The sequence below is a fragment of the Halovenus amylolytica genome (assembly GCA_004015825.1).
GTDB lineage: Archaea > Halobacteriota > Halobacteria > Halobacteriales > Haloarculaceae > Halovenus > Halovenus amylolytica.
This window is the reverse complement of the sequence record SAYS01000025.1, coordinates 1-25,941: the sequence shown is the minus strand read 5'-3', so window position 1 is coordinate 25,941 and position 25,941 is coordinate 1. Positions and strand designations below refer to the sequence as shown.

Annotated in this window: 14 protein-coding genes and 3 pseudogenes; 7 read left to right on the top strand and 10 right to left on the bottom strand. The window is 52.8% G+C overall.

The genetic code is table 11. From position 1 onward, the window contains the following. Positions 1-6 precede the first annotated feature (6 nt). Positions 7-900: an SDR family oxidoreductase gene (locus EOW68_RS16635; protein WP_128226290.1), complete on the top strand. Its 894-nt coding sequence runs from the start codon at positions 7-9 to the stop codon at positions 898-900. Between the two features lie 79 nt (positions 901-979). Here the strand turns inward: EOW68_RS16635 and EOW68_RS16630 are convergent, their stop codons facing one another. Genes EOW68_RS16630 through EOW68_RS16620 form a run of 3 tightly spaced genes read right to left on the bottom strand, consistent with a single transcriptional unit; the run spans position 980 to position 2,703 of the window. Then, entirely contained in the window at positions 980-1,159 is a 180-nt protein-coding gene (locus EOW68_RS16630) for a hypothetical protein (protein ID WP_128226289.1), read from the bottom strand. A gap of 2 nt (positions 1,160-1,161) precedes the next feature. Beyond that, positions 1,162-2,235 carry a glucose-1-phosphate thymidylyltransferase gene (locus EOW68_RS16625; protein ID WP_128226288.1) on the bottom strand — a complete coding sequence of 358 codons (1,074 nt, stop codon included), beginning with the start codon at positions 2,233-2,235 and terminating at the stop codon, positions 1,162-1,164. Positions 2,236-2,238: 3 nt separating this feature from the next. Continuing rightward, a complete protein-coding gene (locus EOW68_RS16620) occupies positions 2,239-2,703 on the bottom strand; it encodes a cupin domain-containing protein (protein ID WP_128226287.1) in 465 nt (154 codons plus the stop codon). A 466-nt stretch (positions 2,704-3,169) separates the two neighbouring features. On the opposite strand from EOW68_RS16620, the gene EOW68_RS16615 reads away from it, so the two are divergent. The 5 genes and pseudogenes from EOW68_RS16615 to EOW68_RS16595 all read left to right on the top strand — a co-directional run bounded on the left by EOW68_RS16615 (position 3,170) and on the right by EOW68_RS16595 (position 16,087). Next, complete coding sequence (locus EOW68_RS16615; RefSeq protein ID WP_128226286.1) at positions 3,170-6,073, top strand: G8 domain-containing protein; 2,904 nt, start codon at positions 3,170-3,172, stop codon at positions 6,071-6,073. A gap of 1,007 nt (positions 6,074-7,080) precedes the next feature. Continuing rightward, entirely contained in the window at positions 7,081-12,294 is a 5,214-nt protein-coding gene (locus EOW68_RS16610; protein ID WP_128226285.1) for a carbohydrate-binding protein, read from the top strand. Positions 12,295-12,708: 414 nt separating this feature from the next. Beyond that, positions 12,709-13,703: pseudogene (locus tag EOW68_RS16605) on the top strand (IS630 family transposase). A 210-nt stretch (positions 13,704-13,913) separates the two neighbouring features. Continuing rightward, positions 13,914-14,873, top strand: coding sequence for an NAD-dependent epimerase/dehydratase family protein (locus EOW68_RS16600; RefSeq protein WP_128226284.1), 960 nt, complete (start codon positions 13,914-13,916; stop codon positions 14,871-14,873). 74 nt (positions 14,874-14,947) lie between these two features. Then, positions 14,948-16,087 (top strand): glycosyltransferase family 4 protein, encoded by a 1,140-nt coding sequence (locus tag EOW68_RS16595; RefSeq protein ID WP_128226283.1) that lies wholly within the window; start codon positions 14,948-14,950, stop codon positions 16,085-16,087. Between the two features lie 1,296 nt (positions 16,088-17,383). Here the strand turns inward: EOW68_RS16595 and EOW68_RS16585 are convergent. The 5 genes from EOW68_RS16585 to EOW68_RS16565 all read right to left on the bottom strand — a co-directional run bounded on the left by EOW68_RS16585 (position 17,384) and on the right by EOW68_RS16565 (position 22,707). Then, positions 17,384-17,695 (bottom strand): hypothetical protein, encoded by a 312-nt coding sequence (locus EOW68_RS16585; RefSeq protein WP_152035125.1) that lies wholly within the window; start codon positions 17,693-17,695, stop codon positions 17,384-17,386. Between the two features lie 777 nt (positions 17,696-18,472). After that, the gene (locus tag EOW68_RS16580; RefSeq protein WP_128226280.1) at positions 18,473-19,369 is read right to left on the bottom strand and encodes a hypothetical protein; all 897 of its coding nucleotides are present in this window, start codon (positions 19,367-19,369) and stop codon (positions 18,473-18,475) included. A gap of 150 nt (positions 19,370-19,519) precedes the next feature. Next, positions 19,520-20,131: a hypothetical protein gene (locus EOW68_RS16575; protein WP_128226279.1), complete on the bottom strand. Its 612-nt coding sequence runs from the start codon at positions 20,129-20,131 to the stop codon at positions 19,520-19,522. Between the two features lie 258 nt (positions 20,132-20,389). Further along, on the bottom strand, positions 20,390-21,316 hold the full coding sequence (locus EOW68_RS16570) for a methyltransferase (RefSeq protein ID WP_128226278.1): 927 nt from the start codon (positions 21,314-21,316) through the stop codon (positions 20,390-20,392). Between the two features lie 149 nt (positions 21,317-21,465). After that, on the bottom strand, positions 21,466-22,707 hold the full coding sequence (locus EOW68_RS16565; protein ID WP_128226277.1) for an inorganic phosphate transporter: 1,242 nt from the start codon (positions 22,705-22,707) through the stop codon (positions 21,466-21,468). 829 nt (positions 22,708-23,536) lie between these two features. On the opposite strand from EOW68_RS16565, the gene EOW68_RS16560 reads away from it, so the two are divergent. Beyond that, complete coding sequence (locus tag EOW68_RS16560) at positions 23,537-24,586, top strand: YihY/virulence factor BrkB family protein (RefSeq protein ID WP_128226276.1); 1,050 nt, start codon at positions 23,537-23,539, stop codon at positions 24,584-24,586. A 266-nt stretch (positions 24,587-24,852) separates the two neighbouring features. Here EOW68_RS16560 and EOW68_RS16555 read toward each other — a convergent pair. Beyond that, positions 24,853-25,668, bottom strand: a pseudogene (locus EOW68_RS16555) (ADP-ribosylglycohydrolase family protein). A gap of 150 nt (positions 25,669-25,818) precedes the next feature. Next, positions 25,819-25,941 (bottom strand): annotated as a pseudogene (locus EOW68_RS16550) (IS1595-like element ISHti5 family transposase); the annotation flags it as partial.

The following is a 25,941-nucleotide window of genomic DNA, read 5'->3' as shown; positions in this document are numbered from 1 at the left end:
TCAACCATGGATCTGCTTGTGCTTGGGGGAAACGGGTTGCTAGGCAGCAATGTTGTCCAGACTGCCACGGGCCGGGAGTGGGAAGTCGCAACTACATATCACTCGGAAGAACCTACCTTTGATTTTCCGACGCGCGAACTCGACATCCGCGACAGATCACGGTTCGAGCAGCTTCTCGACGAGTACGATCCGGAAATTGTCGTCAACTGTGCTGCAATGACAGATGTCGATGGATGCCAGCGAAAGCCCGATTTGGCACAGGCTGTGAACGCAAGAGCACCCAAGAAACTCGCACGCGCGTGCGAGGCCCGGGGGATCGACTTCTGTCACATCTCGACTGACTACGTGTTCGACGGGACAGAGACCGGACTGTACGATGAGTCTGCGACGCCAGCACCGATCCAGATGTACGGCACCTCGAAACTCGCCGGCGATATCGCTGTCCGAGATGCGCATTCAGCGCCGCTGATTGTCCGCCCGTCGTTTATTTATGGAGTTCACAAGCCTGACGACTCGCTGACTGGTTTTCCCGCGTGGGTCCGCAGTCAACTCCGTTCCAGTGAACAGGTTCCGCTGTTCCGCGATCAGCACATCACCCCAAGTCGCGCGGGCCAGGTCGGAGCCACACTACTCCAGTTGGTGACAGAAGGCTACAGTGGGACATTCAATATCGCCTGCCGGAGCTGTACGACACCCTACGAGTTCGGTATGGCTCTCCGGGAGCGATTGGGGTTGGAGAGTGTCCCGGTTGAACCAGCGTCGCTGTCTGCTGTCGAGCGTCCCGCAGCCCGACCGCAACACACCTGTCTTGACGTGCGCAAAGTGGAAGGCTGTCTAGACACTGTCCAGCCAACGCTCGATGAGGACCTTGATCGGATCGAACCTGTACTTGAAGAATAGTATCTGTGTGAAATCACAATAGTGTGTCTTCTCAAGAGCTGGGTATCTGGAAATGGCTCGCTCGAATGCGGTACACTCGTCAGATCTGGTACTCGCCTTTATTTTCAAGAAAGTACTCCCGTGGCTCATCGGGAATGTTTGCGAAGCGGAGCACTCTTTCACATGAGAGGCCAGGACATTTCATGACTCGCTCTGCTTCGAGTTCGTTTGCAGCGACCACAGTTCCACAGGCCGGACAGGTGTAGGTGATTATTCGCATTGTTAGAGGTTCAGATCCGAGTTCTCTCCGACGACGAGGCGTCTTCCCTCTGGAAGTAATCCTTCGGAGTTTGCAATCGTCGTGTTCCTTCCTATCAGGCTATCGATAATTTTTCCGGTTGTACTGATTTCCGAGTCACCGATAATGACGCTGCTTTCGATGTGTGCGTTCCTGATTTCCGTGTTCGGCCCGATTGAACTGTACGGTCCAAGGTATGTGCTGTCGCCGATCACAGTTCCTTCTGCCACAGCGACAGGTCCACGGATAACCGCTCCGTCTTCGATGACTGCATCGGAATCGAGGTGGACAGTTCCCTCAACCTCAGCTCCAGCTTCGATCTTTCCCTCAGCAGAGCCGTCGATTCCTTCGAGTACCAGCCGATTCGCTTCGAGGATGTCTTCCGGTTTCCCGGTATCTTTCCACCAACCCTCGACGACATGTGAATCGATTGTTCGTTCTTCGTCGAGTAGCAGCTGGATCGCATCCGTGATTTCGAGTTCACCACGCCAGGATGGTTTGATCTGTTCGATAGCGTCGAATATCACCGGTGAGAAGACGTATACACCGATCAGCGCCAGATTGCTCGGCGGGTCGTCAGGCTTTTCGACCAACCTGGTAACTGTCCCGGTATCGTCGACGGCAGCAACACCAAACTGTCGCGGATCGGCAACCTCCTGGAGGGCAATTCCGGCACTGTAATCACCCTCCTTGTAGCTATCGACCAACTCTTCGATTCCCTGATGGAGGATGTTGTCTCCAAGATACATGACGAAATCATCGTCTCCGACGAAATCCTTCGCACACCCGGCAGCGTGTGCCAGTCCGAGTGGGTTTCCCTGGACGATGTAGGTTATATCGAGACCAAACGCCGAGCCGTCACCGAGATACTCTTGAATCTCCTCTCGTCCCTTGTTCCCGAGAATGATACCGATTTCAGTGATACCAGCTTCCCGGAAATCCTCTAACGCATATTGGAGAACTGGCTTGTTCGCAACTGGAACCAACTGCTTCGGCCCTGTATGCGTTATTGGCCGTAATCGCGTCCCAGATCCTCCGGACAGTAGGATTCCTTTCATGTATTATCCATGCGGTGGTTCTTCCCAATCGAGCGGTATTTCATCAGTATCGTACGGAAGTCGTTCTTCATCTGGATTGTCATAATCGTACAAAGCTGTTGGGAAGTTTATTAATATGGCGGGCTTATCACCGATGACTTTGAATCCGTGCCAGCAAGCTCCCGGAATGCGGATAGCACGTTGGTTGTGTTCTCCGATAACAAATGTGTTAATCTTCCCTCTAGTCGCCGAACCTTCTCGGTCATCGTAGATGGCGACTTTTATTCTACCTTGGGGACAAACAAAGTGATCGATCTGTCCTTCGGTATGCCGATGCCATGCCCGGATTATACCGGGATAGCTCATAGAATAGTAGGACATTGCCGGCGCAGGTTCGTAGAATTTCCAATCGTCGCGGAAAATTTCTACTAGATGTCCACGTTCGTCAGCATTTGTCTCCAATTTGCGATTTTTCACTCCATCTATCATATTCCCGAATACACAGAGACACTATTTCAATACTGTTCATTTTCGGATTTGGTTACAAGTGATATCTATTTTGAATAGAGGATCAGTGATACTGCTAAATCTTAGATGGGAGATACAATTATGTGATTAGTTTAATACAGAAAGAGATAATACGATGTTTTTATTGACATATTTTTAATACTTTTAACAAACTATATACATAGATTATTCTTAAATACTCTTTAGTTTGTTACATTGGTTCGACGCATCTGAATATTATTTCGATTACTAACTTTTTAACAAACTATTTACACTATACAGTATGAATAATATCTTCAATGTCATCCGCTGACGGTACTGGACAACTCAGAGACCAAAGAGTCTCTTTAGAGACGAAAATAAAAATAAGGACAAAACCCGCTTGGACGCCATTGTCGCTCGCATGTAGATATATAATTCAGAAATTGATTACAGATGCAGTGAAAATATGAACGAAAATAAGAAGAGTAATTTGTCCAAGCAATGGGTGAGTAATACAGTGTCTCAATCATCCGATGAAGAAGAATCTGTACCGTTCCTTACCAGACGGAATCTGCTATTCGGGACCATTGTCGGTTTAGGAGGATTATCAGTGGCTTGGTCATTAGCAGACAATTCGGATAATAAATTTACTGCTGTAGCTAATGGAAAATGGAGTGACCCATCTACTTGGAAGAACGGAACGGTTCCAACAGATAAATCACGCGTGTTCATCCAAGGAGATGTCACAGTTACAGTCGCCAACCAGATTTCCACCCGAGTCAAATATCTTCACCTGGCAGGGACGCTCAGACACGCACCGGATTCAGACACCAGACTCCGAGCGGAAACAATTTATACTGAACAGGGGAGTCGCTACGAAGTCGGCACCAGCGTCACCCCGATCCAACAAGGAGTTACGGCAGAAATCGAAATCATCGATGATGGGCCAATTAACGAAGACAAATGGCCGGATCGGAAAAACAAAGGCTTGCTTTTGCACGGAGATGTCGAAATAATTGGTGCCGAAAAAACACCATGGCTAACGCTCGAAAAAGAACCGATGGCAGGAGACAACTCAATTGAGTTATCGAGGGAGTCGACCAACTGGAGCGTAGGCGATACACTGCTTATCCCCGACACGGATCCCTACGAATCCACTTCCCTCGATCATACTGACGAAAAGCGAACCATCTCTTCGATCGATGGCACGACGGTGACACTCGACAACCCCCTCGATCACGATCATACGGTGCCAAAAACCGACTTAGACACCTACGTCCTGAATTTTTCACGGAACGTCGTCGTCAGTTCCGAGAATACGGACGAACTTCGGCGCGGCCACATCATGGTGATGAGCACCGAGTCCGATGTCCGCTACGCCCGCCTGACTAACCTCGGGCGCACCAACAAAGCCGAATATCTCACCAACCCAGTCCGCGGCCAAGACACCCTCCCAGAACACGACGATCCGAATCCCTCTGCATTATATCCATTCCACTACCACCGTACAGGAATCGAAGCTGACCCGCACACTGCCAAAGGCCTGGTGGTCGATGGGAGCCCGGGTTGGGGGATCGTCAATCATCACGCACACGCCCACATTTCTGACTCGATTACGTATGACGTACGCGGGGCTGGATTTGTCGTCGAGGGTGGCAACGAGCGCGGATCCTTCGACAACTGCATCGCCATCCGCTCGGAGGGCAGCGGAGACGCTGTTGACTCACGCTCCGCCGGCGCCCACGGCGGCGATCCAGCCATCGACGACTTCGGCCACGCTGGCCACGGCTTCTGGTTGCAAAGCCCCCTCGTGTCGGTCACCAACTGTGTCGCTGGTGGCCACCGCCACCAGGCGTTCGTCTGGTGGCTACGCCCACTCCTCGACGGCGACCTCGCCGAAGGCACCTCAATCGAAGATAGCCGAGTCACCTTCCATCCCAACCTTCCATGGGAATATTGCAACACAGAGAGGCCCCTCTTCGAGGCAATCGAACAAGGCAGGTTTGCAAATGGAAGAAACAACGACTTGATGCGAGACACGCAGAAAATCCCCTCGACATTCGCCGATATCAAAGAGATACGTGGGAATGTTGCGTTCGGTTCGGCTGGCGGCGTGGATTTCTCCCGTCACAACTTCAAGTGGAAGCACGAACGGTTCAGCGACTTCAATGTCATTGACAACATGACGGTACACAGTGTTGGACCGTTCATCGACAGCGATGGCGTTGCGCACGAACCTGATCTGCCGAAACAACGTGCTGCAGGTCACCAAGGACGGGGTGGTGGAACGGGCGTTGCATTCCGCTACACCTCCAATGTCTCACTCACGAATTCCCACGTTGTCGGGAGTGGGCGAGACAATTCGGTTGGTGTGCCATTCCACGATTATCTGTGGACCATTACAGTCGAGAACTCCACGGTCGAACACTGGGACTGGGGGATCGACACTGGCGAACACCGGTTGAATTGGATCCGCAACTGCACGCTCCAACAGAATAGCTACGATGTAACCTGGTTGTACGATAATGCTGGAGCCGCCATCCTCGACAACAACGACCTCGACAGCATCTATCACAAGTTCGATCTGCTCAATCAGAAAGCCCCGGAAGTCCTGACTTTCTATCGAGAAAGAGGTCTTAGGGTTGACGGCCGAAGTTCCCACGTCGAAGAATCCCGGCCGGACTACGTTCCCTTCCCCGACGAAAATAGTCTCAGAAGTGTCAACAATATTGAAAGTGAAATCGAGACTGTCTCGGACGAAACGAAGTTGGTCGGGCTGACCAACCAGGAAATGTTAGAGCAGTACGGGATCTGTATCAGCGGGGCGCTACTGCCTCAGGACGCGACCGACCAACCGTTCGTCGATAATGGCAACCTCGTCGCAGGACAGGAGCGTACACCGCCTACCTCTGTCTACCTAGGTACTCGGGATGCTGGTGCTCTTGGTGAATGGGGAATTGTTTCAGAGCCGGATGCATCTGGAAATGAGTGTCTGAGTCAGACGGCAACCGAGTCTGCCAAAGGTGACCCAGTGGAGTTTACATTCGAGTGTGCTGCCGGCACGTATACCGTGTACGCGAGAATGTGGCCTAATACTTGGAATGGTGAGGATGTCTATTTCAAAATCGACGATGGAGACTGGCGCACGGCAGAGAAAGTAAAATCACCTATTGGTTTCGAGTGGCACGACGTTTCTCCAAATGATGGAACTTCGTATGAGTGGGAGCTGTCAGAGGGTACTCATACTATGGAGATTGCGAGTCCTCACCGAGGCTTGAAGATAGATGAGATCTTTATTAGTTCGGATCAAGATGTGCTTGGGGCATATGGAGTATCACAAAAAAGTATCAACGGTACAAACTCACAGTAGGTGTTTTAATTCGTCCCATCATGTTTCAATGACGTATATGATCTTTTGATTGTTCTCAACCAACACTGTTTAGATAAGATTTGAAGAGAGGGGCGAGTCGGTTTGAAGCCCTCCATTGCCTAAACCAAGCGCATCGTGGGTTTAGCAGCTGCTTCAAATGAGATTACGTAAAAAGGCGGCGACGCATCTTACAGCCCGCCAGCTTGAAAAATCCAAGTTAAATTGCGGTGAACGAGACCGTGATTCACCCCAACGACCAGCGATTCTGGCTGTACACCGCCGTGGCTCCCGAGACATGTGGATTCCCGACATCCTTTCCTGATACACGCGATCGTCCTCACAAAACAGTCCTAGTGAGAACTGGCCGAGAAGTATAAACTCATTGATAGCTTGTTTTTTGTCGACAGCACATCATGGGGGCGGGCCGCGTTGTGTGAGTAAAGCTTCGAATGTCAAACAGTCACCCGTAGTATTCTGAACGCTGCCGAAAGTCATGATTGAAAGAGATCAAACAATGTATGACTGCTTCGTAACCCTTGTGGGCATACAATGATTGAATCACCAGAAATATGCCCCAAACCCTCGTCTATGGATAGCGTTCACTTTGAAACAGGCTAAGTTGGTTTGTTGTGTCCACTCCTAACAACTGATAGTAATCTTTGAAATCGGAAATGTAGATAGCACTTCGTGTTTGTAAGATTGCTCCAGGCACATATTTTCGTTCACTTTTTTATAAATTTCCAATAAATATAACTGATATATATTTCCAACCATAATACGAAGAATATTTGTTAGAGTGGTTCGGGGTTGTATTCCGGCTAAAACAGAGAAAAGTTATTTGAGGGAATTATATTAGAAAACAAATAGATAAATTTTCTGTACTTACACAGATCAAAGAATTTAAATTCGCAAGACATAGACCGAATTTGATCCGTGACCCTGCGTAATTTTTAATTTTGATAATCAATGCTAGCCTCTTATAAACACCCGGATTTACTATTAGCCCAATGCCATCAGACACTGATGCATCAAACTTACGGGGACGGGTGGTGGCGGCACTCAATAGTGCGAAAACAGTAACGTCTGTGAACTGGTCACGGTTCATGTCGGAGTTAGACTCCACATCGGAGAATTCTGTCTCTGATGAGGATCGTATATCTGTAGATAGCACAGAAGTAATAAAGTCTCAATCAGTTCAATCTGAACCTGGGTCCTGTATCGATCAACAGTCTCTACCCCGAGCGAGTCGGCGAACAGTGTTGGGTGGGACGTTGATGGGGATTCTGGGAACAATACCGACCGTTTCCGCAGCAGATACCGCGGGAGAAGATTTTACTGCTGTCGCCGATGGTGACTGGAGTGACCCTGCCACGTGGGAGAATGGTGACGTTCCCACAGACGGCGCCCAGGTGTCAATCCAAGATGGAGTAACAGTTACTGTTGCTCAACAGATTACGACCCGGGTGAAGTATCTCCACGTCGCGGGAACGCTGCGGCACGCCCAAGATACAGACACCAAACTCCGGGCCGAAACGATTCACACCGAATCCGACAGTCGCTACGAGATCGGTACCAGTTCCAAACCAATTCAGCAGGGAGTCAGAGCGGAAGTGGAAATCATCGATGAAGGTCCCATCGATGAAAACAAATGGCCTGATCGGAAAAACAAAGGCTTGCTTTTGCACGGTGATGTCGAGATAGTTGGGGCTAAAAAGACACCCTGGTTGACCCTTAGCGAAGCACCGATAGCGGGTGACAGTTCGATCGAACTCTCGTCGAAGCCGACTAATTGGAACGTCGGCGACACGGTGCTTATCCCTGGGACAGATCCCTACGAATCGACGTCCCTCGATCATACCGACGAAAAGCGCACCATCTCTGCGATCGACGGGAGTACAGTTACGCTTGACAGTTCACTTGACTACAATCATACGGTGCCAAAAGCTGACCTGGACACCTACGTTCTGAATTTCTCACGGAATATCGTCTTCAGTTCAGAGAATACAGACGAGCATCGCCGTGGCCACATCATGATCATGAGCACTGGTTCTGATGTGCGGTACGCCCACCTGCAGGAACTCGGCCGGACAAACAAAGCCGAGTATCTCACGAATCCGGTCAGAGGCGCAGACACACTCCCAGATCAAGACGATCCGAATCCGTCCGCCCGCTATCCGTTCCACTATCACCACACCGGGATCGAAACTGAACCTCACAATGCTGAAGGCTTGGTGGTGGATGGGAGCCCGGGCTGGGGGATCGTCAATCACCACGCTCACGCCGACATTTCCGATTCGATTACCTACGACGTACTTGGCGCGGGTTTTGTCGCCGAGGGTGGCAACGAGCGCGGGTCGTTCGACAATTGTATTGCAATCCGGTCGGAGGGCAGCGGAGACGCTGTTGATACACGGTCCGCTGGTGCACACGGTGGCGATCCAGCCATCGACGACTTCGGCCACGCTGGCCACGGCTTCTGGTTGCAGAGTCCGCTGGTGAAAGTGACGAACTGTGTGGCCGGCGGGCACCGCCATCAAGCGTTCGTCTGGTGGCTGCGACCGCTCTTGGATGGCGACCTCGCTGAAGGGGTCTCAATCGATGATAGCCGCGTGACCTTCCATCCGAACCTGCCATGGGAATACTGCAATACGGACAGGCCACTGTTCGAGGCGATCGAACAGGGCAGGTTTAAAAACGAACAGGTCATGCGAGATACGCAGAAAATTCCGTCTACATTCGCAGAGGTCAAGGAGATACGCGGAAATGTTGCGTTTGGTTCGGCTGGCGGCGTAGATTTCTCCCGTCACAACTTCAAGTGGAAGCACGAACGGTTCAGCGACTTCAATGTTATTGACAACATGACGGTACACAGTGTTGGACCGTTCATCGACAGCGATGGCGTTGCGCACGAACCCGATCTCCCAATCCACCGTGCCTCGTCGCCGACACAAGGCCGTGGTGGCGGAACTGGTGTTGCTTTCCGGTATACGTCAAATGTCTCGCTAAAGAATTCTCGCGTTGTCGGGAGTGGGCGAGACAATTCGGTTGGTGTGCCCTTCCACGATTATCTGTGGACCCTTACAGTCGAAAACTCCACGGTCGAACACTGGGACTGGGGAATCGACACTGGCGAACACCGGTTGAATTGGATTCGTAACTGCACGCTCCAGCAGAATGGCTACGATGTAGCCTGGCTGTTCGATAATGCTGGGCCCGCCGTCCTCGACAACACCGACCTCGACAGCATCTATCACAAGTTCGAACCGCTCAATCAGAAGGCTTCGGAAGTGCTGACATTTTCCCAGGGAAGAGGTGTTAGGGTCGATGGCCGAACTTCCCACGTCGAAGAATCAGATCCGGAATACGTGCCCTTTCCCGACGAAGACAGTCTAAACGGCGTCAACAATATTGAAAGCAAGATAGAGACTGTCTCGGATGAGACGAATCTGGTTGGGCTAACCAACCAGGAAATGTTGGACGAATACGACATCTGTATCAGTGGCTCACTGTTGCCTGGTGACGCCACCGACGAACCGTTCATGGATAATGGCAACCTCGTTGCAGGAACTGATCGGACCCCGCCCACATCTGTTTACCTTGATGGTGTAAATGTAGACAATATAGGTGCGTTCGAAACAATTGATGACCCAGATGCAGCCGGCGGCAGTTGTCTCCGTTGTACAGGCAGCGACTCACCCAAAGAGAATCCAGCGTCGATCACGTTCGATTGTGCGTCCGGAACATACATTATATACGGCCGTATCCGGCCTGACGCTTGGAATGGAGATAGTGTCTACTACAGAATTGATGGTGGAACGTGGCAGGAAGCAGAAAAACTAAAAAGTCCAATTGGGTTCGAGTGGCACGATGCTTCCCCGAATGGTGGTGAGCCATATGAATGGGAACTTACTGAAGGAACACATACGCTGGAGTTTGCCTGCGGGAACGATGGCGTTCTTGTGGATGAGATCTTTGTCGGATCTGATCAAGAGGTTCTCGGTGCCTATGGGATGTCCCAGGATGGCGATACAGGCAGTGCACCTGCGGTTGATAGCCTCTCGCTGTCTGAAGTGGAAACGAAAAACTTTGACGCGGAATTTGACGCGTCGTGGGATGTCAGCGATGTCGATGGTGATCTAGAGTCAGTTGACATAGTGCTCACACAAGACTCGAACAACACGACCGAAGATTCGGCGAAATTGTCAGTTTCAGGTGCGAGTGCAAGTGGTACTACCCGTCTCGTCGCATCAGGTGACGACGGTACCGGTAACGGTTTCACGGTAGAAGCGACCGTCAAGGATGGAGGTGGTAGTGCCGCATCTGCGACAGCGTCTGCGACTGAAAGCGAAGAGCTCCCAGTCCTCGACGAACTTTCGCTGGCAGAGGTCAAAACAGATAGCTCCGATGCTGCATTCGATGCCTCTTGGGCCGTCAGTGACGTCGATGGAGATCTCGATACTGTCGACCTCGTATTAATTGATGAGAGCGATGGTGAAACGGAAAGTTCCACTTCGCTGGATATAAGCGGTCAGACAGCTAGCGACACAACTCGACTAGTCGCTGCCGGAGACGGCGGCAGTGGTAACAGCTATACTGTCGAGGTAGTAGTCACTGACTCCTTCGAAAACACTGATACGGGTACTGCCTCTGCGACTGCAGAGATCGTTAACGAGTATCCACCTGCAGTAGACGGGATCTCACTTTCTGAGGTCGAGACGGATAATTCCGATGCGGAGTTTGACGCCTCGTGGGCTGTCAGTGATGCTGATGGAAATCTCTCGTCGGTTGAGGTAGTGTTGACTGATACCACTTATCGAGAGATGGAAGATTCCATCACTAGAGATGTCAGCGGTGACACCGCCAGCGACACGACACGCTTGATCGCTGCCGGCGACGAGGGGAGTGGTCACAGTTATTCGATTGAGATGACTGTTACAGACGCATACGGCGAGACGGACTCGGCAACTGCCTCCGCAGGAGAATCAGAAAATACTCCTGCTATCGATAACCTTGCAGCGAGTGAGGTTGAAACGGATAACGCTGACGCCGAATTCGATGTCTCGTGGGATATCAGTGATGGGGATGGAGACCTCACCAACCTCGAACTGCTTCTGACACAGGACTCTGACGATACCACCGAGGACTCGGTTACAGTAACTGTTTCGGGGAGCAGTGCGAGCGATTCTTCACGACTTGTTGCAGCAAATGACGACGGTAGTGGCAATGGCTACACTGTAAAGGCGATAGTTACCGACTCCTTCGATAATACCGACGCTGCGATACAGTCAGTCGAAGAAGGTGAGCCTGATACGCAATCTCCGTACGTGGATCACGAGCTCTCTCAGATCAATGCCGAGGACTTCGACACCGGCGGTGAGGGAGTCGCCTATCACGATACCTCGGATGGAAACAAGGGTGGGGCGTATCGGGATACTGACGTTGATATTCAGGAAGCCGATGACAGCAGTGGGGCCTACAATATCGGCTGGATTGAAACTGGCGAATGGTGGGAATACACCGTCGAGGTACCCGAAAGCGGTGAGTACAATCTCACTGCACGCCTTGCTGGAAAGAATGACACTTCAGTTGACATCGCTGTCGATGGCACTCAAATAGCCACTGTTGACGTCCCCGATACACAGGGATGGCAAGAATGGACAACTGTCGACGGTGGGAGAATAAATCTCTCTGCTGGTACACAGACAATTCGAGTGACTACGAATGGCAGCAGCTTCAATATCAACTGGTTTGGTTTTGAGAAAGTCGGCAGTCAATCGGCATACGTGGATCACGAGATCTCTCAGATCAATGCTGAGGACTTCGACACCGGCGGTGAGGGAGTCGCCTATCACGATACCTCGGATGGAAACAAGGGTGGGGCGTATCGGGATACTGACGTTGATATTCAGGAAGCAGATGACGTCAGCGGCGACTATAACCTTGCCTGGATTCGCGCAGGCGAATGGTGGGAGTACACCGTCGACGTTCCATCAGAAGGTGACTACGATCTCGCCGCGCGCATAGCCGGAAAGAACGCCACTTCGCTCGATGTCATCGTTGACGGTTCGGAAGTGGCGACAATGGAGGTTCCCGACACGGGCGACTGGCAAGAATGGACCACTGTCGACGGAGGAACTGTCACGCTCCAGGCCGGAAGACAAACAATCCGACTTGAGGCAAACGGGGACGACTTTAATCTCAACTGGTTTAGTCTAAAATAGCGGGCAACACTGTTCCACGTCATGGGATAAGATATCCCAATATTCTTTTGATTATTTTTGTGGTTCTAACACCACAATATCGAATACGATGAGCCGATAATTAGAATGTCCACCAGAGTAGTCTATTTCAAGGTATTCACCGTCTGTAAGGTAGCATTTGGTTTAGAGATTTGTGCCAGTGAGCGAGGCTTTGGGACAGCTTTTTAGCTGTCTCCGGTTCGTCGTTAGTACTGCTGATAGTTAATGCGAAACGCTCTCGTCGATGCCAATCTGATTCGGAGCTTCACAGCCGTCTGGCTGTAAATTTGCTTTCTGCATCAAATCGTGGACGGGGCTTCCGAAAACGTTGGACACCCAACTTGTGAGAATCGTAGTGGTATTCAAAAGTGATACTGACAGCTGAATCTTTCTCAAATAGAAAGACGTTGTTCCGATACGGCTTCCCTCGACAACGTGTCCACCGACAACCTCCGCCAGGTCTTGGCGGAGGTCGAGGGAAAGAAGCCGACACAGCGGGTTATGGCGGCGATCAACTGCCTCGAAGAGGACGAAGTGACGTTCTACGGATACACTGCTGGCTGGCTCTCACGCTGGCTTGACCGACTAGAACGGCTCGCCGACGAGCCGTTCGAGGAGGTTGTCTACGACGAACACCGTTCCGGGAGACCATCCGAAATTTCTGACGAACAGTACAACCGGTTCGTTGAGACACTCCACGCGTCACCCGAAGAAGTTAGGCTAGACGCGCCCGCGTGGTCTGTGGCACTGGGCTCGTCGCTACACCGCCGAAGAATTCGATGTTGAGTACTGTGAACGCCACGTCCGACGACTGTTGTCCGGTCGGAGTACTACAAATCTGACGAGAGAGCACTGGAAGCCTGGCAGGAAGGCTTAAAAAAGCGCGACAACTTGGACGGTGAATACACGATCTTGACCATCGATCAGACGCGACAGGTGCTCTCAACACTGATTTATGCGCGGTTTCCGGAAGGGGAGTGCTCGTCACCGGCAGTGATGAGCGCGTGGGACAGCATCAAACTGCTCGATGCAGTAAGTGATTCCGGCGAGACGTTCTTCCTGCCGTGTGCCGAGAACTTCAACAGTGACACCACGATCAGATTGCTCGACGCACTCCAGACCGAGTTCGGCGAGAAAATCTGTGTCGTCTTGGACAACGACTCATATTTCACGGCAAACAAAGTGCAGGAATTCGCTGCAAACACACCGATCGAACTGTGTTACCTCCCGCGGGGTTCACCGGAGCTGAACCCCACGGAGGAGTGCTGGAAGAAACTCAATCAAAAACTTGCAACTGTCTCTTCGATACATACGACGAACTTCGTGATGCTGCGCTCTCTGGTCTCGACTCTCTCAAACCACTAGATTTAATTACGTACTTATGTCCGTAAGTATCAATCACTAATGGTTCGACTATACGTGAAAAATGTATTTATTCCGATAAGATGGGGCAATCTCTTCAGCGATCCATTGATATTCTCCCCCACGCCTATGTGGCGGATTTCTAGACAATGAGTGCTTCAGAGTTTCGGCCAAACATCGTTACTAAAAAACCTTCGTCGGTTAGTTTTTTTAATCGTGGTCTGTGAGGCTATGTAGAGATAGACGAAGCTAAGATTCTCGTCACTGGTGGCGCCGGATTCGTCGGCTCGAATCTCGCGAATTACCTCGCAACGGACAATAACGTCGTCGTTATTGACGATGGATACCTGGGTACGCCGGAGAACCTCGACGACGCGGTTGAGTTCCACAACCGGAGCGTCCTCGACGACGATATCCCGACAGATGTCGATGTCGTCTTTCATCTTGCGGCACTGTCGTCGTACGCGATGCACGAGGACAATCCCTGTCGAGGAGCACGCGTCAACGTCGAGGGGTTCGTCAACGTCGTCGAACAGGCCCGTACGGATGGCTGTGACACGGTGGTATACGCCTCGACGTTGTCGATCTACGGCAGTCGAACCGAGCCCTCGCCCGAAGAGATGGACGTGACTGTGAATACGGGCTACGAGGCGTCAAAGTTGGCACGGGAGCGGTACGGCGAGTATTTTTCGAATCACTACGATATGTCGATGGCAGGAATGCGTTTTTTCTCGGTCTATCAAGGCTACGGCGGTGCCGAGGGACACAAGGGCGAGTACGCAAACGTGATCGCTCAGTTCGCCGACGACATTGCAAACGGTGAGTCACCAGTACTGTACGGCGATGGCACGCAGACGCGGGACTTCACGCACGTGTCTGATATCGTTCGTGGACTTGAACTGGCAGCGGAGCATCAACTGGACGGCGTCTACAACCTCGGCACCGGCGAAAGCTACGACTTCAACACCGTCGTAGAGATGATCAACGAGGAGCTGGGGACCGATGTCGAGGCAGAATATATCGAGAACCCGATCCCAGAGTCAGTGTACGTCCACGATACTTGTGCCGACTACTCGAAGATTGGAGACGCGACAGGCTGGGAACCGGAGATCAGCTTCGATGAAGGGATTCGACGCGTTTGTGCGGAGTATCATGATGAATTACCAGCAGAGACGCAACTTGCAGACGGTCAAAGTTAGGGCTGCTCGGCGAACAGATTCACTCAAAACACTGCGTTCAAGATAATATGGGTAGATGATTTAATCACTCAACGATGGATATCGCTTTCGTCAGCAATGTCGTGTACCCTTTCGTAACCGGTGGCGCAGAGAAGCGAATCCACGAAATTGGCACCCGTCTCGCCGACAAGGATCACGAGGTCACGGTCTATGGCCGCCACTATTGGGATGGCCCAGAGGAGAGAACTCACGATAAGATGACACTGCGCGCGGTCGCATCGGAACGAGAACTCTACGAGGATGACCGACGGTCGATCACAGAAGCAATCGACTTTGCGGCCCGCGCGCTGCCGCCGCTACGCAGGCGACTCCGCAACGACGAACACGATGTCGTCGTCGCCAGCGTCTTCCCGTACTTTCCGGTACTCTCGGCAAAAGTTGCTAGTCTCAAGACTGACACGCCGCTCGTGACGACCTGGCATGAGGTCTGGGGCGACTACTGGGACGAATATCTCGGGAACCTCGCCCCCTTCGGCAAACTCACAGAGAGATTCACTGCTCGCACGCCGCAACACCCGATCGCTATCTCCGGAATTACGGCTGACCGACTCGCTGCCATCGGCCCGACCCGCGAGTCCATCGAGATTGTCCCGAACGGAATCGATACCGAGCAAGTCCAACGAGGCCCGCTTCCCGACACTGGCTTTGACATCCTCTTTGCAGGCCGCCTCATCGAACACAAGAACGTTGATATGCTTATGAATGCCTTCGACGAGGTGGCTAACGAATACGATGTCACTCTCGGTATCATTGGGGATGGTCCGGAGCGCGATGAACTGGACGCCCAACGGCGGTCGCTGACTAACAGAAACCGTGTGCAATTTCTCGGCTTTCTCGACGACTACGAGGACGTGTTAGGTCACATGCGCACCGCCGATATCTTCTGCTCGCCAAGTACGAGGGAGGGATTCGGCATGACGTTCGTTGAGGCGATGGCAACTGATTGCACCGTTATCGCGGCGGACCATCCTGATTCAGCCGCAGACGAGGTGATTGACGATGCTGGCTTTCTCGTCGATCCGACAGTCGAGTCTCTGACGGCGGCGCTCCGTGCAACATTAGGTGGTGAACAACCAGCTTTTGATCCCGTCAAACAAGCGGAACAATACGATTGGGACGCTATCACAGACACAGCCGAAACTGCCTATCAGTGTGCCATTGACGGGTCCTGGTGATCAGCACTATCAGTAGACAACACTCCGGAAGGCTTGAGAGAAGTCCTTGATAACCGCAGAGATGCTCACAGACACCGACTCATAGTATTTCGCGCAATAGTTCTAGTTCCTCTTCTTGCGAAACATATTCGGCGTTAATACACGCATGTACCATTTTGTGTTTTATCTCATCATCCAGCGCGGCACTATTGTCAGAAGTAGATTGTTTCTCCAGTTTCGCCTCAACAGCAGAAATCCGAGTTTCAAGAACTTCAAATGTTTCACAATCTACTCGGAAAGATCGGCATAGAGTCGAGTCAGTCCACACTCCGGACAGAGAAATGCATGGAGAGGGGTTTGGTGACCGACTCGGAGGCGATCCAGTACACCACCGTCTCGCTCAGTTTCAACATAGAGGTCTCCGACTCCTTCGGCGGTTACGTTCGTCTTCTCCATATGGACATCACAATCCGGACAATGGCATTCGCTCATTGGTCTCGCATCTGGTTTTACGTCTGATTCGTAAAGAGGGCAGTTCATGATTTCATGCTCGGATACACCGATTCGGCCTCATTCTCTGCTGAATTCCCATCAGCATCTGTTCAAGCTGTACAGCAAACCGACGGCTCAAAGACCATCGGTATCTCTCAGCAAGCGAAATAGCAAACTGAGGGTTAGCGTCATCACAACAGCAACTGTCAGTCCAATAATTAGCGTCCCTATCCCAACCATACACAATTTCGGGGAGTCATTCCTAAGAAAGTCACGACCTGAGATATTTCAGTCCTAGACCGGTCTGACGACTTGGTTCGCACGTGCTCCGAAACGGCTATTCAGCACATCTCACAAAAGAAGGTCACTCCCATTCTGACGGTATACTCTCTATTCAGCAGCCGTCGAATGAATTAACCGACAGTCGTCACAACTGCAGAGCTGATACTGCCGGCTGTAAATTCGGAAAGATATGCGCTACCCCGGGGTGACGCAATTCTTCAGTTTCTTACAGCCGGCAGTATGAATAGAAGGCGCGTATCTCGCAAAGAAAGAATCACAATTAGTAGACGTTGTAATTGGTCGATACAGTCCCTTCACGCAACGAAAGAGGTCTATTCATAAGTCGAGTGAAAATTGCTGTGTGACGGATAGTTCCCTTGTGTTTCGCAACCAGAAATCCGGCTAGGGGGTTATAGTAATTGGGCAGGTCATTGGAACATATGGACTGGGCATTCCGAATCCGGAAAGATGTTCCATCTTGGGTCATGAAACTCGTACTGGTAGTTGCAATCCTGCTAATTGCTGGCCTCCAACATTTTAATTTTATATAAGCCGATGCCAACCTGTCTTGATCTCTTTGTGATCCTCGTGCGCTACGAATTGGAAGGAGTCAGCAGCTTTGAACTCGTATCCGACGACGACATCACGTTCTTCGAAATCGCCTGCGTTGAATTCGATTCGCTCGTCAGGCCACTGATCGACTTCGACGGTAAGAGTGAACTCATCACCGTAGGAGAGGTTTTCGAAGGAGGGTGAGCTAACCAGTGTCAGCGACTTCCGCTCGACGACCCCGCCACTCTCATTGCGAAGCGTTAGCGTCGAATATCGGGCTTCCTCACCGATTTCTTGCACCACACGTTGAGATCAATATCGACAGTCTCGGGCGTGTCATCTTCGGGAGGCATGTCGTCAGATTCGTTGTTGTCCGTGTCGTTGTTGCTGATACTGCCGGCTGTAAGAAACTGAAGAATTGCGCCACCCCGGGGTGAGCCGAGCAGCGCGAGGCGATCCTCGGTAGCCGAACGGCTACCGGTGGTGGCGCATATCTTTCCGAATTTACAGCCGGCAGTATGAGTTGTTCTGTTTCGGGGCCATCATCTGCCTCTGTCTCTGGCGCAGGATCGCTCGTACTGCTATCAAGAATCACCCCACGAAACATCATAAAGACGGCAAAACCGACCAACGCGACTCCAAGCAGGCCGACAACGATCGACCGACCGTTACCCCGTGTATCTTCAGAAAGGATGTTCGTAGACTGCTGCTGTGTCATCAATCGTAATAAATCGGTGAGTATATAAAAATCGGATCGTCTGAACTATCAGAAGGTTCATAATTTTCGTGCTCGCCCCTGCTACTCTCGTGTATGCCGTTTACGACAACGTGGCACAACCTCCTCGAAAACATCGAAGAACTCGAAAACCGCATTGCAGAGCTCACCAAGTTCCGCTCTGGGCGCTCATTTCGCGATTCAGAAGCTAGTGAATAAGACAACGATGACGGCCCTCAGACAATTCGTCAGCCAATCAATACAGAGAGCATACATACCGCGACGGGTGTCAGCCTATCTGGTATCCGTCAGAAATCCGGTGAAACATGCAGAGGCTGCAGTAAGAGAGCGTCAGTGGGAGACACTCATTCAAAGGGTGCCGCAGACTGGTCAAACATCGTTCCATTGAGTGCGGTACGGTCGGTGTCGACTGTCCCCTCTAACCAGCGGACCGGTCCCTCTTCGTCGACAGTCACTGCCGAGAGTGCCTCTATCTTGTGACCAACCTCTTGCAGATCTTCGACAGACAGGTCCCCGTTCAGATGGACATACCGTACGTCAGTGGTTTGGCCGTCAACTGTGTACCCGGTACCGGTCCCGGTGAACTCGGTTCCGTCCGTGGGTTCAAACTGCACCGAGGCAGTGGTTTCGAACCCAACACGGTCGATGAACTGTTGGATGCTGTCGGCCAGTTTCGACGGCGACTTTGAGCGTTCGGTAACGAGATCACGAACCACGTCTTCGGAGGCGGCGGACTCGACGAAGACTGCCTCACCGTCTCTATAGAGACCGTACTGGTCGTCGTCGTATGCAACCAGTTCATACTCGTCGACGGTCTCGGGCGAGTTGTCGTCGTCGACGGAGGGGCCCATCGCCGTCACCATTTCTCTGGCAGTGTTCGAGTCGAATGACCCACCAAAGGCCCGAACTCCCGGTGTCACTCCCAGTTCGTTGTGGTACCATATCGCCCAGTCGATGGAAGCCAAGTCGGACCGTGGTCGTAACGGAGTCGCTAAGGACTGGTTTATTACCGGATTGGGAATGTGGTCCTCGGCGGCCATCAGTTCGGTTGGGGAGTCGAACCACAGGCTGGCCTGGTTCTTCTCGTCGGTATAGTGGCTCTGGTCGTACAGCCAATTGCGGTAGGCCGACTCGTCCTCGTTGCTACCGCCCAGCAGCGAACTGCAACCAGCGAGCGCGCCGAGGGCTATCGTCGAGAGGCCAGCGAGAACTGTCCGGCGGGAGGGATCAGGGGCGGACACGTCCTGTCATAATCCTCGACTGGAACAAAAGCATTCCCCTCAGTTTCACGGTTCGCAACTGTGACCACCGACGAGGACAGACGCACCTCCTGTTTTCGTATTCTTTGATCTGAGGTCACTTACTTGAGGAGGGGTGCTATCAGTCATAAATCACTGGACTCGTTTGGTTTGGAAGGCAACGAGCATGCGCCCAACTTCTTTTACTAATCTTTCAGCCAATTTACTTTCCTCACTAACCAAAGGCTGCACATCATGTTCCAGAAAGATATTATACCGATTTTCCCCAGTTTGGGTAATTTCTCCATCAAGTCCAGCTTGGTTTGCACGAATGCTACACTCTCCCTGATCCAAGTAAGTCCATTTCTTCCCAGAGTTGCGTGGGACTCCGCGATTTTTCACGTAGAGGTTTGGACCATCTGAGGCCGCCATGTAGATGTTCTTAGTCTTGACTCCCGTTTCAAGATCCGCTCGGACAACGTAGGCAACCTGTTCATGACCATCTGGCTCGTGGTTAGGAGTGTCCCAGATCTGAAAACGGTCTTTTTCACCGCATATTTGCTGATCCTCTGCTGGAACTCCCTCCTCCATCCCGTAGAGGTCACCGCCAACACCACTGATTGTAACCCTGAGATATTGCTCAAACGGGATTTCTTGCTCGCTTCCAGTATATGGTTTTGCTCCATCATTTCGTAGCTCCCAATCAACGATGTCTCCCTCGCTATAGGGAACAATAGTTGATCGAGCTGGTTCGGTGTTACTCAACTCGTTTGGATATACAACGTCGAATTCTTTGTCGCAGGTGGGGCAATTGACAGTCAGGTATCTGTGTGCACAGCGGTTACCTCCTCATTCCTCAAAAATAGACGACTCGATAAGCCGCTGCTGTCACGTGGTTTTTCTCTTAGCTAAAGACCAATGCTCGGACGAACACTATCCCATCTTCACCGGCCTCGAGGTGATCGAGCACAGCAGTGTGGCCTCTGGAGTCGAACCCGAACCTGGACCAATTGGCCCGACTGGCTACGCGGGCTTGTGACCGACGATAGCCTGGAACCCGGTGCCTGGGATATCGGTGACTGCTGGGTCCACGAACCCAGCGCCCTCGAGGGCGGACTTGTACTCCGCGGCGGTATGTGTGTGGCCGTCCGGCGAGATGGTTAGCATGTGGGCCGCGAATCGTTCGACGTCGTTCGAGTGGTCCCGTGTACGTTCCGTGCACATGAACGTCCCACCGGGGTCGAGGGCGGTGAACGCGTTGTCGAAGTAGTCCCGGAGTTCGGTCGGTGAGAAGGTCAGTATCACCCTGGAGCTAAACACGAGATCGAACCCGTCTGGGAGCGACTCCGTCGCGTCGCCGGCAACCGTCTCGAGGCCCGCCTCGGCGTGGTGATCCGCGAGGAGATCTATCACTGGCGGGATGTCGAACAGTGTCACATCGGCGCCACGGCGGACGAACTCCGTTGACAGCCGACCGGGGCCACCCCCGACGTCGAGCACGCGATCGGGCTGTGGATGGGCGTGCTCGGCGGCCGTGACGACAGCACGCACGGTCGTCTCTTCGATTGTAGCCATCGCACCCATATACCGCCGGAGTTCGTCCATCTCATGCTGGGGTGTCGCACCTGTCCGCATCAGTTTGGGTAGATCCATATACCCCTCCAGCACGTCCAGCCGATGGGGCAAGATGCCCTTGTCTAACACGTCCGTCTCCGGGCGAAACCCGTCGAGTTCGGCCGTTGGGCCATACTTGCCGTCAGACTCCTCGAGGTAGCCCATGTCGGCGAGCGCCTCGAGCGTGACAGTCGCGGCCCGGTCCGTGATCCCAGTTCTCTCCGCGACGGTGTCAGGGCTTTTCGGCCCGTCGATCAGTTCTGCGATGACGCCCGTCTCCCGGCACGCCCAGAGCAGAAACACGTCCAGATGCGAGTGATATATTTCGTCACCCATACGCACACATGACAGTCAATCATAAAAGCTACTGTGGTATCCATTGGTCTTTAGAGCGTGACTCCATGAGAATCCCGCTGCATACCCTGGAGTATGGAGTATGAAATGGAGTCCCGAAGGTCGATCTACTATTACATCCGACGGAGTTATCAGAGGAACACGAACACCGGGTAGGAGGCGGCAACCGCCAGCGATGGGGTCAAAATCCACATCGTAGCGATGCGTTTTGCCGCCGCTGGATTAAACAGACTGTTTTCGTCGAGGTCAGCTGGTCCCTCTGCGCCGATATCCGGTACGTTTGGAATCTCCTCCGGTCTCTCTGGCGGTTCTTCGTATCTTGCAATATCCCCGATAGTCGGACTAACGGGTGCCTCTTCGCTGCGTGAGGTAATTAACGCCCCCGTCGCCACCTCGAAGTCCGAACGCTCGGGCGCTGGTGTGACTAACTCTGAAAGTGTCGCTGCCCGACTTGCCCGCCCCCACCCGAGCCCAATGATCGTCGATGTCGTACTGACAGCGAGGCTTGCAGGAATCCCAAAATACGAGAGTATTGTGATGACTGTCCCACCGACTACGGAGACAATCAGCGACGCGAGAATCGGGAGCTCTGTGATTTCATCGCCAACCGTCGCCAGCGTCCGACGAGCGATAGTGAAACTGCCCAAACCGAAGGCAAACACCGCGAGCAAAACCCCCTGATTGACCGTCAGTGATCCCCCTTCGCCGACGAGGGGAGCCACAGCGTTCGCGGCGTTCGACGCCCCTGCCGAGAACGCCATATAGCAGGCGATGACGACCACCAGGAGCGATCCGACGATGTCTCGCGAAGACGCGTTCGGATTCACAGACGGGCGGGGCACCGTCCCCGAGCGGTCTATCTGCACAAACTGGAGGGTGAACGTCGTGAACGCGACGTAGCGATCAAGATACGGGTAGATGTAGCGCCCAACGCCGACCCCGATACCTAAGCAGAAAAGCGGGGCAACGATCCACGCGGAAAGAATAACGAACATAAGCGCCTGGTTGAGGGTACCCGACGCGAGTCCCAGTCCGACGATGGCTCCAACAGCCGTCATCGAGGTCGACGCTGGCACGCCGTAGAGATTCGAAATAAGCAGTGACAGACCAGTAAAAAACAGGACGACCACGCTTGCAAGAGGCGTGAACTGGGTTGCTGGCACGATACTACTGCTCATCGTGGCAATGACGTTTCGACCTACGGTCCACGCACCGAGGAAGCCGAACACGAGAAACAGCGTCGCCGCGGTCGTCTTCCGAACGAGGCGTGACCCGACCGCCGGACCAAACGCCACACCCGTTGATGACCCACCGATATTGAACCCGACAAATACGGCGACAACCACACCGACGATAGTCAGTAGTGCCACCATCTTTCTGTGTGTGAGAATGTCACGTAGTCCCCCGAATATAATTTCCGGACTGAGTATTACAGAAAAGCCCTGCAGATATTGGTTGATATCTCTCAACAATGTTCGTCGATCTTCTTCGTTCAGTCTCCGTTCACGTGGAATGCAGATCGGGTCTGTCTCGACCACTCCCCTGAAATCCTCAAAGCAAGTCATCACGTGTCGAGTGCTGAATAGAACGCGCAAGTCCTGCAGGATGGCTTGCTCTGTTCAGGGCAGTTCAGCCAGGTCAATAAAGCCGAACGATAGAGCGAATCAGGCCGTAACATCTCTGATTTTCGTCAAAAGCGATGTGAACGATACAGAGGGTGAACGCAACATATCGGTAACGTTCGGACAAATAGTTAACAGCCTACTATGTTGTCAATACTAATAATCGTCACCCTGGTTACTTTGTTCATGGTCAAATGTGCCCGATGCGACCATGATGTGGATGATGTTCGAAACATCTCGCCAGATATGGTCTCGAGAGAACTGATCGACTCGGTCGATCACGGCGAAGAAGACATGGGCAGAGAGGATAGTACCGAGGTTCGTGCCGAGTGTATCAATGGACTAACGGGAGAATGAAACCAACGCTGTCTGGCTTATTGACGATTTTACCACGAGATGGAGTCCAAGATTTGCGCCCTGTCTCCCGCAGACAGCAAACCAATAGATTGCGCGTCTGTCAGAGACTGTGTGCAGAATACAGAGCTTTCGGTAGGGAAACGGAAATGTTTCACTTTTCCATTCCGCTGAACGAGTCGTATAACCACCGACGATTGCGATGCTCGCACAAGGTGCGTGAACTATGAATATCCAGTCTGTCGTCTCGCGAGTGAAACCGGTTCTCCGCGTCTTCAGTGAAAAGAACGTGACGTTTCTCGCCGGCAGTATCGCGTACAGTGCGTTCGTCTCGATCGTTCCACTGCTCATGTTCTTCCTCATCGGCGTCTCCGTACTCGGCGCGCCCGAACTACAACAGCAGATAGTCGAGGGGGCGACTGAAAACGTCTCTCCGTCAGTCGGTGGTGTCATCGAGGTGATGATCGAAGAGCAACGCGGCTCCGGCCTCGGCTCGACAATCAGTTCTTCTCTCATCGGGGTTCTCATCCTTGTGTGGGGGGCGATCAAGGTATTCCGTGCGCTCGATACGGCGTTCTCGGAGATATACGAGACAACCGTCCAGGGATCGTTCCTCGGCCAGATCAAAAAGAGTCTGGTGATGCTCTTTACCCTCGCGCTGGGCGCCATCGCGATGGTCGGCACAACTACCGTCGTCGCATTCTTTTCGTCAGTCCCGTTCATTGGGGTTGTGGCCCCCGTGCTACTGATCGTCTGCCTCTGTGGCGCGTTCTTCCCGATGTACTATCTGTTCCCGGACATCGACGTGACGCCACGAGAAGTGCTGCCGGGGACGGTTGTCGGGGCCGTCGGTTGGGCGATCCTGCAAGTGCTGTTCCAAGTGTACGTCTCCCTGACCGGCGGCGGCGGGAGTCTCATCGCAAGCATCCTCCTGTTGGTTACCTGGCTGTACTTCATCGGTGTTATCCTGTTGCTCGGTGCTGTGGTCAACGCCGTCGGCCTTGGCCATACCGACGTAACCGCCGCCGAGCGGGAGGCGTCTTCGGTGCTGGATACCGAGATGACCCGCGGGGAGGCAGCGACGTATCTCCGGGGCCTTCGTGAGAGTCTCACTGGCGGTTCCGGGGGAATGGAGCCGACAAGTACGGAAACTGTCAGCGGGCGCAACCCTCCGAGGGGGACGATCTCCATCACTGAATGGGCTCGCGAAACTGAGGAGGGACTGATTCATGAGGTCCAGGTGGAGTGGGATGCAGACAGCGATAGCGACGACTGAGGCACGCGGAGAGTTACCCCAAGAATGGGTGGAAGTACGTGCTTGCCTGCATACTCAATTCCCGTCTCTATTATTCACATCGATAGATGACAACTCGCCAGTGACCAATTCGCGCTCTGTATCTGGCACGGCTTTCCTGACAGGTAGTAAGTAATTCCCACTAAAATAAATGATTCGTCTGAATTTTTGCCGGACGACGGTGGTGAGTAACACTCTACACCCATGCTGACAGAACCCCCAAGCGGTGCTGATCGAGACACAACTGGTCAGGTTGACGCGTTGAGATCACTCATTACGAGCGCTTGAGCAAGGAGTTCGAGTTCCTCCGGCTTGTTGATCGTGTCGAGCCATCGCTCGGGGAGAGAGTCGCTCCCGAATCGTGCGCCAGCAAGTGCACCTGTCACGGCTCCGATCGTATCTGTATCTCCGCCACGGTTGACAGCAGTGACGATCGCATCTTCGGCAGTTTCAGCTGTCATTGCATCGTACAAGGCTATCTAGAGCGTATGCACAACGTATCCAGAGGTTTTCAGCTGGGGTTCATCGATCATATCTGGAACGAACCGGAGGCTCTCGACGAGTTCGTCTGGAGCGTCTCTCTGAACTTGGTCCAACGCCATCTCAAGCGGATCCTCAACATCCCGGAGATACCCCGCGATGGTGCAGTTCAACACTGCGCAACCGTAGGTGCATCGCGGATCGTAGTGTGTGATCGCCGACGATTCTTTGCTCACCTGGATGAGTGTATCGAGGTCTTCAGCAAAGGCAATCGCGTGTGGCGCACACCGCATCACGCTCCCGTTCCCAGCGTTTGATCCCTCGGCGCGGCGGTGCCAGACTTCTCTTCCGGCGTCGCGCCACGCGGTCCCATCGCCGTACTCCCGGATGGCATCGGCCGTCATGAGGCCGATATCGAACGGGCCGCTGTCGTACCATACAACTGGACGCTTCGATCGCCCCGTATCCTCGAGTTCGATGATCCGGCGGTCGCCACTCTCGGTTTCGCCGACGACGAACGCCTCTCCGCAGTTGCACCTGAAGAAGAAAATCGATCCGACGTCGCCAGGCGGCTTGTACGGCACTTGCTCAGCCGGGTACTTCCAGATTGGCGGCACGTCTTCTCCGCATTCGGGACAACGACGGGCGTCTTTCAGTTTCTTGCGAGTGGCGTGGTCGTACTATCACGGGATGGACTGATCTATCCAGCACATATCAGACATCAGTTGATACGCTCATCTGTAGAAGTCGGTACTCAGGATTTTCTCGAACCAGCGTTCGGTGTTGAGTGTGAGGCTGAGGAAGTTCAGATAGCCCTGTAAGTGGTGTTTTGAGACGCCCCGGAACCTTCGCAACCA

Excerpts from the sequence above, each read along its gene's own strand:
- EOW68_RS16635 (WP_128226290.1), top strand. The coding sequence starts at position 7 with ATGGATCTGCTTGTGCTTGGGGGAAACGGGTTGCTAGGCAGCAATGTT.
- EOW68_RS16630 (WP_128226289.1), bottom strand. The coding sequence starts at position 1,159 with ATGCGAATAATCACCTACACCTGTCCGGCCTGTGGAACTGTGGTCGCT.
- EOW68_RS16625 (WP_128226288.1), bottom strand. The coding sequence starts at position 2,235 with ATGAAAGGAATCCTACTGTCCGGAGGATCTGGGACGCGATTACGGCCA.
- EOW68_RS16620 (WP_128226287.1), bottom strand. The coding sequence starts at position 2,703 with ATGATAGATGGAGTGAAAAATCGCAAATTGGAGACAAATGCTGACGAA.
- EOW68_RS16615 (WP_128226286.1), top strand. The coding sequence starts at position 3,170 with ATGAACGAAAATAAGAAGAGTAATTTGTCCAAGCAATGGGTGAGTAAT.
- EOW68_RS16610 (WP_128226285.1), top strand. The coding sequence starts at position 7,081 with ATGCCATCAGACACTGATGCATCAAACTTACGGGGACGGGTGGTGGCG.
- EOW68_RS16595 (WP_128226283.1), top strand. The coding sequence starts at position 14,948 with ATGGATATCGCTTTCGTCAGCAATGTCGTGTACCCTTTCGTAACCGGT.
- EOW68_RS16570 (WP_128226278.1), bottom strand. The coding sequence starts at position 21,316 with ATGGGTGACGAAATATATCACTCGCATCTGGACGTGTTTCTGCTCTGG.
- EOW68_RS16565 (WP_128226277.1), bottom strand. The coding sequence starts at position 22,707 with ATGGTGGCACTACTGACTATCGTCGGTGTGGTTGTCGCCGTATTTGTC.
- EOW68_RS16560 (WP_128226276.1), top strand. The coding sequence starts at position 23,537 with ATGAATATCCAGTCTGTCGTCTCGCGAGTGAAACCGGTTCTCCGCGTC.